The organism is Neptunomonas antarctica, from assembly GCF_001305295.1.
GTDB classification, from domain to species: Bacteria; Pseudomonadota; Gammaproteobacteria; order Pseudomonadales; family Balneatricaceae; genus Neptunomonas; species Neptunomonas antarctica.
In genome coordinates, this window is record NZ_LJSI01000040.1 from 20,768 (window position 1) to 30,317 (window position 9,550).

A 9,550-nucleotide genomic window follows, 5' to 3' on the forward strand; every position below is an offset into this window, starting at 1 on the left:
AAGAACAAAGACCTCAGACCCACAGAAGACTTAATTAGATTGAGCAATACAATGGTAATCAACGACAGTTACTTTCTCTACTGTCGATGTTGTCACGGGGAACACCATTAGCTGTATTCTGGCTGCGCCTACGCCTTCTTTAAGAGGGGTACGAATACGCCCAACTTCCTGTAGAGGTTTAACTTCACCACTCTCCAGATAGAGCAATAGTTCAGATTCACAGCGGATTTCAGCGGCGTCATGATCCAAAGGTCCCGAGACAGACAGATCGAGATTAAGCATACAACTACCCACACCAACATTATTCGTATTGGGTAAACACTCCAAATGAGCACCCAGCGCTTTAGCCAGCACAGGCACATTTTCCAGCTTTTCTTCAGTTCCAGCTTCCGGCTTCAGGTACGCAGCATGCATCCACCCTTGTACTTTTCGTCCATCAGGATGCAAGAAGGAAATATTCACCCAATCGCCATCCTGCTTTAAAAACAGAACCTTTTCTCCTTTACGAGCCTGCGCTAACATTTTAAAATTTGTGCCCGGGCCTACGCGGATATTTATGGGCTCATCGGTTACCCGATAATATTCCAGAGCTAACGCATTGAAACTGGTGAAAAACAGGCATAAAAAGAAAAAAATGGTGTACTGGCGCATAAACGTCCTCTCTCATTTCCCAATACTATATGAAACACTTGAAATAGTATGAAAAGATAGCTTCCGTCATAGTTAAGTGCAAGCAGTAACAGTAAGTTATCCCCTTATTAAGCGCGTCAGATGCGACAATAAGACGCATGTTCATATACCGCTATTAACATTAAAATTGCATCCCAACATGAGAAGAAAGAATGCTAAGCAATCAAACATACCAACTGTTAAAAATAGTGGCGGGTATTTTCGCTTTTTCGGCAGTATTACTTGTACTTTGGAAGCTTCCTCAAATATTAGACAAGGAAGAAACACCACACACTTTTTCAGTAATTGAGCCTTGTGATTTGAAACAAGCAGCCTGCACAGCAACACAAGGCAATAAAAGCATTACGCTTGAAGCTCGTCCGAAAAACATTGTGTCACTGATGCCTATTAATTTTACCGTAAAGCTAAAAAATATAGAGGCACACACGGTCGTCTTGGATATAACGGGCAAAGATATGTATATGGGCATTAATCAGATAAAGTTAACCCCTCGAACGGACGATAGTTATTCGAAAGAAACTGTTTCGGATGGGACTGACACGAAGGAAACCGTCTGGGAGGGTACAACAGAGCTAGCGATATGTACGACGGGGAGCATGCTTTGGCAGGCGGCAGTTCTTACTTATCCTGACCCGACATCAAAATCACAAATAGCCACTTTTGAGTTTGAATCAAGATGAAAAAAAGCACGCTATCAACACTACGTATACTCCTGATACTGACGCTGTTAATGCTGATCAGTTTAGCGGTTATTTTTTCCCTTCGCCCTCAGGCCATCAACAGCTCAAATAGTAGCACTCTAGGTGGCGATTTTACGCTGCAGTCCAGCCAAGGACCCGTTTCACTATCAGACTACCGGGGAAAAGTCGTCGCCCTGTATATAGGTTATGCATCCTGCCCTGATGTTTGCCCGACCGCATTGGCAGTAATAACTCAAGCTTTTAAATCACTTGAAACTGAAGAGAAGTTACAGGTAGCGGGACTGTTTATCAGTGTTGATCCCGATAGAGATACACCCGAAAAACTAGCAACCTACACCCGATTTTTCAGCCCGATGATTACGGGGCTGACGGCGGATAAAGCCAGCCTTGATAAGGTAGTCAGACAATATGGTGCTTTCTATCGGAAGGTAGAAATGGAAGATTCAGCTATGGGATATGCGGTAGACCACTCATCAAGAATTTATTTAATTGATACTGCTGGAAAATTATACAAACCCTTATTACACAACAGTTCACCCGTTCAATTAATGACAGAAATTCGGACACTACTCAACCAGAGTTAATAGGTAAACTTCATGAAAAAAATACTTTTAACCACTATATTACTCGCTGCGTCTCATTTTACTTATGCTGATGTGATTATTGAGTCTGCGTACGTACGTGCGGTTCCGCCGGGCCAAATGAATAGTGCGGCTTTTATGCAACTGAAAAATAAAGGCGAACACGAGATAACACTGACTAAAGCCTCTAGCGACGTAGCTAAAAATGTCGAACTTCATACGCATATTAACGATAACGGCATCATGCGGATGCGCAAAATTAATGATATAAAAGTACCCGCAGGCAAAATCATCAGTCTACAACCGGGCGGTATGCATATTATGTTGATTGGATTAACCCGCAATCTGAACATCGGCGACAATATCGGACTATCTCTTGAATTTTCCGATGGAACACAGCAGTCTCTGGAGATACCGGTTAAAGATATTATGTCGATGGGTAATACACATCACATGATGCATACACCAGAAACTAAAGCAGAATAATACAAAAAATGTGCTGAAAAAATTGACTATAATTTCTACTATATAGAGAAAACGACCTCATACGCTCAGCACATTGCCCCCTACCTCCAACATAATGTGCTGACACTTTACATTGATTAAATATTACCGGTTTACAAACACCTCAAATATTTCATCTAAGTTGAATTCTATTTCGCGAATACGTTCAATAATCACCTTATCCAGCAACTGCCCAGCACTGAGCAAGAGAACCCCCTGAGCACTAACCAGATCACGACTTAAGGTTACACCGGGTAACAACTCATGAGTCGTCAAACACGCATCTTTTAACACATCGCCCTGCTTCGCCAGTGTAGTAATAGCTTGTTCAAGTATATTAACAACCAGGGGATTGTATTTTTCATGAGCATAATTTTGAAGATAATCAAGCGCTTCAACGGTACTAAAATTTTTACGCTGATAACGCCCCTGTATCAATTCGAAATAGTCATTTACTACACATAAAATTTGCGCCGAAAAAACAATCTGATCTGCTTTTAACTGCTTTGGATATCCACTGCCATCCAGGTATTCCTTATGCTGCCTTATAATCTGACCGGCCGAATACAAAGGTTTAACCAAAAATGTTGCTGCTTGAGCCAATAATGGATGTGTATGAAAGACTCTTTGCTGTTCGACTGACATATCAATATAAGACATTTCTAATATAGAATCACTAAAGCTTAACTTCCCGATATTTCTTAATTGCCATGCATAGAAAATTTGCTTCAATGCCTTCCCCTCAAGACCACAACCCTTAGCAACACTCAACATTAATAGATTCATATGCTGGTATTGATTAGCCGCCTTGATACCTAAACGACGGGATGTCAAGGTTGAAAACATTCGGACGATTGAGCGATAGCTGCCTTTCAAGTCTGTATACGCCTGCTGCAACTGCTGTTGAGCATCCGTTAACTGCTGAGTTCTTTCTCTTACCTTGTCTTCAAGGTGAACCGTCAACTCTTCAAGCTGTCGATTTTTTTCGTGAGTCAGCGCTTGTAGCTCTATGTTTTGACGTTGTAATACTGATTGCTCAAAGACTTTTTTTACAACAGACAAAAGCTCAGCATCATCCCATGGCTTCATTATAAAACGACTAATTTTCCCGCGATTAATCGCTCGAATAATCTCGTCAGATTCTGCATGTTCGGTCAAAGCAATGCGCTCTGTATCAGGCCACAACATGGCAACGTCCGATAAAAAGCAGTCACTACTTTTTTCAGACATACCAAGATCGCTGATAATCATATCAATGGAATGATGCTGGAGAATAGCCAATGCTTCTTGTGCCGATGAGGCTTGATATATCTGACAACCCACCACTAATAATAACTGCTGCAGCGCCTTTAATGTCGTCAGATCCTCATCGACAAGGAGAACCGCATGGAGGGGAAATTTATTCACAGCTAATACCTGTCAATTATCTACTTTTAAAAATGAGCGAATGTCCAATTAAAACAGATAAAGTATAGACGCATATTCACACATCAAAACTTAAATAGACGTAATATCAAAGCGTTCAATGTTGATAGTATTAGACGTTTGATATAAATGGCTAAGCGCTGCACGTAACATTTCTGCACGCTCAGGCAAACCTTGCAGACTGTACTCAATAACCTGCTGGTAGACCGACTGCTTGAAGCGGGACGCGTCGGTAGCCTCACCGTTTAAATTATCAGCACTCACAAAAAAACGATAGCCAGCCGCCATCGATAAAATCCATTCTATTGCCTGCGGCTTCACTTCAACTTGTTCAAATATCTGTTGCTGCTCTGCCGTTCGGCCATCAGGCACATACCAGTAACCAAAATCTTCAAGCTTCCTACGCTCAGAGCCGGCAATCAGCCAATGTGAAATTTCATGTAGTGCACTGCTGTAATATCCGTGAGCAAAGAAGATAGCGTGATAGCTTCTTATGTCATCTGCAGGTAAATAAACGGGCTCGTCATCACCTTTAATCAAGCGGGTGTTGAATGTTTCAGTGAAACAACGGTTAAAAAGATTGATTAAATCTTGATAGCAATGAATATTGTTACTCAATGTAATGCAGCCCCTAACGTACTATTGAAACATCAACCAAACATCTTCTTTTAACCACCATGACTGGCCACTGGCCTGATCAATACGCGCTGCAACATATCCCTTAATATCTTTATCCGCACGTAATAACTGAATATCAAAAACAGAAGGAGTGACCTCTTCAGATTCCTTGATTAAATTCCAGCGACCTTGATCAGCCAACCAGGACTCGCCGGTAAATCGATCATATCTGATTAATACCCATATTCCATTAGCCGTATATCCCGACACCAGTTTATAGTTCGTGTTAGTACGTTTTAGAAAATTGTTTAGCTGAGTAGTTAGCTGATCAAGCGAATCACCATCGACTACAGGAACGTCTGATACTGGCTTGTCAGAAGGTTGCTGAGCAGCTACAGCTAATGGGCTCAACATTTGCATGCGTGCCAGCAAGACTTGAGCAGCCTGTTTTAACTCAGCAGTATCGGCCTTTATTTGAATGACCTGTTCCTGCATGGTCGACAACTGCCCCGACAAATAAGCTACATTATCTGCTCTTCGCGCCGCAGGGGTATTATTAACAGAACTATTATTCGCAAGTCCGGGTTGCTCCGGAGTAGACGCGTTAACATTACTGGCTGGATCCTTGGATGCAGAAGACGAAGGGCTGTTCGTAACACCCGGCTGGTCAGGCATAACTGAAGATGTCTGGCAACCTGCCAGCATTAGGCAAAGCGCCGGGATGGCATACCAATACTTACTTGTCACGAAATTATTTACCTTGTGAATTTTTGCATATTCTAACAAAAGCAGTAGAAAAAAGGAGATATAAGAAAAAATTTAGCCATCTGACCACAGCCCCCATTAATGAGCCCACCGATGCAATGGCGGTCATTAATTACTGGAAGAGTAGCAACCCTTACCGATGTTTCCATATAGGTGTGCGTTTAGTAATGAATGCATCAATACCCTCTATGGCATCTTCAGTCATAATATTTTCAGTCATTACCTGACTGCAGGTTTCATAAGCCTCTTTCAAAGGCTGCTCTCTTTGCAGATAAAAAGCCGTTTTGCCTATAGACAGAGCCTTGCGGGATTTACTGGCAACCAAGATAGCAATATCAGTAACACGCAAATCCAATTCATCATCGGGTACCACTTGATTGATCAACCCCATCTGCTCCGCTCGAGCAGCACTGATTAGCCGGCCTGTCAGCAATAACTCCATTGAATGTTTCTGCGACACAGCACGTGAAAGAGCAACCATCGGTGTTGAACAAAAAAGACCTATATTAACGCCGGGTGTGCCAAAACGTGCTGATTCGGCAGCATAGGCAAGATCACAACTCGCGACTAACTGACAACCGGCAGCAGTGGCGACGCCATGCACCTGAGCAATCACGGGGACAGATAAACTGACGATGCGTTGCATCATTTTAGAACAGGTGTTGAAAGTACAGCTGTAAAAAGATTCTTCACCAGAATCCAACATTTCCTTCAAGTCATGCCCTGCACAAAACCCCTTACCGGCACCCTTGATGACAACCGTTCTGACTGACATATCATTATCAATCAGATCTAATTCGCTAATCAGTGTTTCCATTAAAGCTATAGATAAACTGTTGTAAGACGAACCTCTGGATAGGGTTAACGTGGCGACACCTTTAGCATCAACACGTTGAAGTAATTCACTCATTAATTCACTCATATAGCCCTTTAAATTTCATAACTAATAATGACATTAACATTACCAAAGCGCGTGGTATTGGAAAACCCCTATCTTTGTATAGAGCCTTCCTGAAGCATCTCACGTACCCGCCAGCTAGCAAGCAGCATACAAGCCAAGCTTCCATAAAGACTAATTAACACAAGTCCTGTGGCCCGATCGCTACCATGAGATTTACCGCTAAGGTCGGCTTGATCAATAGTAAAATTATCAATAGCAGATAGCGTCTCCCTACATCCGGAAATCAATTTTTTTATTACTAAATAATATTGCTTATCCGCGGATAGAAGTAAGGACTGTTCAGTTAACATAACCATAGCCGCCAGATTATGTTGATGTGGGTTGGGTATGATTTTTAAATTTTTGAGCAATTGATGGCATAAATTCTCTATCAACGACTTCATTTGCTCAATGGCAACATCTGAATTTTTAACCAGCAACTCGGCAGAGTGTGCCCACACAGACTGTAATTTCTTTTCATCAATCAAAGGATACCCAGCCCCCCTCGCAGCGTTAGCTTCCCTCTTTTCCGAAACAAGCGGATCAAGAAAAGCCTGAAACTGATCAACTATATAAGATTTCCTGTCTTCCTGAGAGCCGTAGTTGTATCTCATACTATGCCACAAGCTTGGTAAATCAGCATGCTCAGCCACTACAGCGGGCACTCGCTTACTGGTTTCAGGCAAACCCATGAAATAGTCTCGAAGCTTATGATAATCAGCCTCATTCACACGTCGTCCAGTCACATGAGCGACCAATAAATCTCGAAGATAGACAGCTCTTAGATAGATCTTACTACTTTTACCCATATCCCCTCATGAAACCCTTACCGTTATCAACACATATTAGCCATGTATTCACAAGCCTTTCAGCAATGTATCAAACAGACAGAATATCTATCATCTCGGGTAACTCAGCGGACTGAACAGCACTATCCATAGCCGGTCCTATTCCATGAGGAAAACCAACTTCCAGATTTTTGAAATCAAATAATTCAGTATCAGCCAGGTGAGATGGAACTACGTTTTGCAATGACCTGAACATCGTTTCAATTCTTCCGGGAGATTGTTTATCCCACGCATGCAACATCTCTTTTATCACCTGACGCTGCAAACCATCTTGTGAGCCGCACAAATTACAAGGAATAATAGGAAACTCTTTAAGCATCGCGTATTCAGCAATATCCTTTTCCCTAGCATAGGCTAACGGTCTGATAACCATGTTTTTACCGTCATCAGACACTAATTTTGGTGGCATACTTTTCAGCTTTCCACCATAAAACATATTAAGAAAAAAGGTTTCAAGAATATCATCACGATGATGACCTAATGCAATTTTGTTAGCCCCTATTTCCTCAGCAAACCCATACAGAGTACCTCTGCGTAGACGCGAGCAAAGCGCGCACGTGGTTTTCCCTTCAGGCACAATAGATTTAACGATAGAGTAAGTATCACGCTCCACAATATGGAACGGTACATTAACGGACGCTAAGTATTCAGGCAAAATATGCTCGGGGAAACCCGGCTGCTTTTGATCGAGATTGACGGCTACCAATTCAAAGGATATCGGTGCACTGCGTTGCAGGTTCATCAGAATGTCCAGCATCGCATAGGAATCTTTACCGCCAGACAAACACACCATGATTTTGTCGCCATCTTCAATCATATTGAAGTCTTCAATCGCCTTTCCCATCTCGCGACGCAGCCGTTTTTGAAGCTTATTCAGTCGGATTTTAGATTTTTTATCTATATTTACATCGGTATCAAGCTGTTCAGTCATCAGTGCAAAATTCATAGGTTACTGGAAAGCCATTAGTATAACGAAAAGACTATGGTAATCCCCCCATTTTTAAGAGACAAACAAAAAAGCCTCGTATGAATACGAGGCTTTTGAGAACACACTGAATTAATTTATAGGGAATCAACAATCAACTGATTATTGTTCAATAATTGTTCAATAATGTCAGCATCAGACTGCACACCTACATTAAGCTCGGTCACGTTATTTAACGTAATAACCTGATCTGCATTAGAGCCCGTTGCATCAATAGCCTCTCCACCAGAAACACCTCCGTCCGACTTAACGTAAACAACAGTATTACCACCTGATTCCTCAAAGTGCAGGTATTGCTCAAGCGTTGCTTCGGTTTCACCCTGTAGCAGATCACTCAGATCCAACACATCACGTTCATCTCCTGCTGCTTGATAAACAGAGAAGTCTGTGACGGTATCTTCTGCAGGCGATGCCGAAGTGCCTTCATCACCCGTATTCCAGGCAAAAATATCATTGCCCGTGCCACCACTCAGAATATCGTTGCCAGATGTCCCAGATTCAACATTCATTGGAGCATCTGTGACAGGAGCGACATATAAGGTAACAGTAGCTTCATTAGACTCATTGCCAGTCGTATCTTTTATCGTATAGGTAAATGTTTCTAAACCAAAGAAGTCAGTATCCGGTGTGTAGGTCACAATACCATTAGAGTCAATATCTACATCACCATTCGCCGGTCCGACTTTAATAGTAATACTGCTAGGATCAAGGGCACTATCAGAATCTGAATCATTAGAAACAAGATCAAGAATGATCGGAGTATTTTCATCGGTTATCAACTCAGCAGGTGAAACACTGCCTAGGTTGTCTGCAATCCAAATATTATTACCATCTGCATCGTTCAATTGAAGGTCAAAAACATAAGCTCCACCCTGATCCCAATAATAGATTTCTACCTTATGTAATCCAGGATCAAAATCCTGCGTCAAGGTTGAATGTATTAGTGGAGTAATACCGTTGTAATCAAAGATATTTTTTCCATCAACGAAAATAACGAAACCATCATCGTGGTCAACCTCAAAAGTATAATGTCCTCCAGGCTGATCAATGCTCAGATAACCTTCCATATGAATAATAGCATCTGTAGCCTCTACGGTACTGGTACCAACAATGGATGCAGCATCCTGCTTCAGGAAAGTATCCAAATTCGACGGCACACCACCCCCGATATCTACAGAATCCGCCAGATTGTAATTACGGCCGACACCAGCATAATTAATTTGTGTAGAGGTGAAAGTAATTTCAGCATTTTTTGCGGCAACATAGTCCATCACTTGGTCAATATTTGTTAAGTTTCGCTGACCATTTTCACCTTCTACATAACCATAATACTCTGCCTTCAGCCCTCCACTGCTAACACTCACTATATCGTCAGCCGCCACAGGCGGTACATCGCTCACTGGCGTGATATCCAGCGTCGCAGTACCTGCCACACTCAGTGGATCAGCGGCGCCATTGGTGGTGCCGTCATCGGTGATCGTGTAGCTGAAGCT

The 9,550-nt window shown here is 42.2% G+C and carries 11 protein-coding genes; 3 read left to right on the forward strand and 8 right to left on the reverse strand.

Features of this window, described 5'->3' with window-relative positions:
- Positions 1 to 30 precede the first annotated feature (30 nt).
- On the reverse strand, positions 31 to 651 hold the full coding sequence (locus tag Nant_RS09945) for an SH3 domain-containing protein (protein WP_054341498.1): 621 nt from the start codon (positions 649 to 651) through the stop codon (positions 31 to 33).
- Between the two features lie 191 nt (positions 652 to 842).
- Here Nant_RS09945 and Nant_RS09950 point away from each other — a divergent pair, with 191 nt between their 5' ends.
- The 3 genes from Nant_RS09950 to Nant_RS09960 are packed head-to-tail and all read left to right on the forward strand — an operon-like array spanning position 843 to position 2,458.
- Positions 843 to 1,370, forward strand: coding sequence for a hypothetical protein (locus Nant_RS09950; protein ID WP_054341499.1), 528 nt, complete (start codon positions 843 to 845; stop codon positions 1,368 to 1,370).
- Positions 1,367 to 1,975 carry an SCO family protein gene (locus tag Nant_RS09955; RefSeq protein WP_054341500.1) on the forward strand — a complete coding sequence of 203 codons (609 nt, stop codon included), beginning with the start codon at positions 1,367 to 1,369 and terminating at the stop codon, positions 1,973 to 1,975. Before Nant_RS09950 ends, Nant_RS09955 begins: the two co-directional genes overlap by 4 nt.
- Before the next feature lie 12 nt (positions 1,976 to 1,987).
- Complete coding sequence (locus tag Nant_RS09960; protein ID WP_054341501.1) at positions 1,988 to 2,458, forward strand: copper chaperone PCu(A)C; 471 nt, start codon at positions 1,988 to 1,990, stop codon at positions 2,456 to 2,458.
- A 123-nt stretch (positions 2,459 to 2,581) separates the two neighbouring features.
- On the opposite strand, the gene Nant_RS09965 is transcribed toward Nant_RS09960, so the two are convergent.
- The 7 genes from Nant_RS09965 to Nant_RS09995 form a co-directional block, all read right to left on the reverse strand.
- Positions 2,582 to 3,883, reverse strand: coding sequence for an HD domain-containing phosphohydrolase (locus Nant_RS09965; RefSeq protein ID WP_054341502.1), 1,302 nt, complete (start codon positions 3,881 to 3,883; stop codon positions 2,582 to 2,584).
- A 90-nt stretch (positions 3,884 to 3,973) separates the two neighbouring features.
- Complete coding sequence (locus tag Nant_RS09970) at positions 3,974 to 4,519, reverse strand: elongation factor P hydroxylase (protein ID WP_238377112.1); 546 nt, start codon at positions 4,517 to 4,519, stop codon at positions 3,974 to 3,976.
- A 21-nt stretch (positions 4,520 to 4,540) separates the two neighbouring features.
- On the reverse strand, positions 4,541 to 5,266 hold the full coding sequence (locus Nant_RS09975; protein ID WP_143773505.1) for a hypothetical protein: 726 nt from the start codon (positions 5,264 to 5,266) through the stop codon (positions 4,541 to 4,543).
- A 151-nt stretch (positions 5,267 to 5,417) separates the two neighbouring features.
- Positions 5,418 to 6,194 (reverse strand): enoyl-CoA hydratase, encoded by a 777-nt coding sequence (locus Nant_RS09980; RefSeq protein ID WP_238377113.1) that lies wholly within the window; start codon positions 6,192 to 6,194, stop codon positions 5,418 to 5,420.
- Between the two features lie 80 nt (positions 6,195 to 6,274).
- The gene (locus tag Nant_RS09985) at positions 6,275 to 7,033 is read right to left on the reverse strand and encodes a hypothetical protein (protein WP_054341505.1); all 759 of its coding nucleotides are present in this window, start codon (positions 7,031 to 7,033) and stop codon (positions 6,275 to 6,277) included.
- A gap of 70 nt (positions 7,034 to 7,103) precedes the next feature.
- Positions 7,104 to 8,018 (reverse strand): tRNA 2-thiocytidine(32) synthetase TtcA, encoded by a 915-nt coding sequence (gene ttcA / locus Nant_RS09990; RefSeq protein WP_420798926.1) that lies wholly within the window; start codon positions 8,016 to 8,018, stop codon positions 7,104 to 7,106.
- Positions 8,019 to 8,134: 116 nt separating this feature from the next.
- The coding region (locus tag Nant_RS09995) for a type I secretion C-terminal target domain-containing protein (RefSeq protein ID WP_156298826.1) at positions 8,135 to 9,550 on the reverse strand (1,416 nt) is incomplete at its 5' end.

Excerpts from the sequence above, each read along its gene's own strand:
- Nant_RS09960 (WP_054341501.1), top strand. The coding sequence starts at position 1,988 with ATGAAAAAAATACTTTTAACCACTATATTACTCGCTGCGTCTCATTTT.
- ttcA (WP_420798926.1), bottom strand. The coding sequence starts at position 8,018 with ATGAATTTTGCACTGATGACTGAACAGCTTGATACCGATGTAAATATA.
- Nant_RS09980 (WP_238377113.1), bottom strand. The coding sequence starts at position 6,194 with ATGAGTGAATTACTTCAACGTGTTGATGCTAAAGGTGTCGCCACGTTA.
- Nant_RS09985 (WP_054341505.1), bottom strand. The coding sequence starts at position 7,033 with ATGGGTAAAAGTAGTAAGATCTATCTAAGAGCTGTCTATCTTCGAGAT.
- Nant_RS09950 (WP_054341499.1), top strand. The coding sequence starts at position 843 with ATGCTAAGCAATCAAACATACCAACTGTTAAAAATAGTGGCGGGTATT.
- Nant_RS09955 (WP_054341500.1), top strand. The coding sequence starts at position 1,367 with ATGAAAAAAAGCACGCTATCAACACTACGTATACTCCTGATACTGACG.
- Nant_RS09945 (WP_054341498.1), bottom strand. The coding sequence starts at position 651 with ATGCGCCAGTACACCATTTTTTTCTTTTTATGCCTGTTTTTCACCAGT.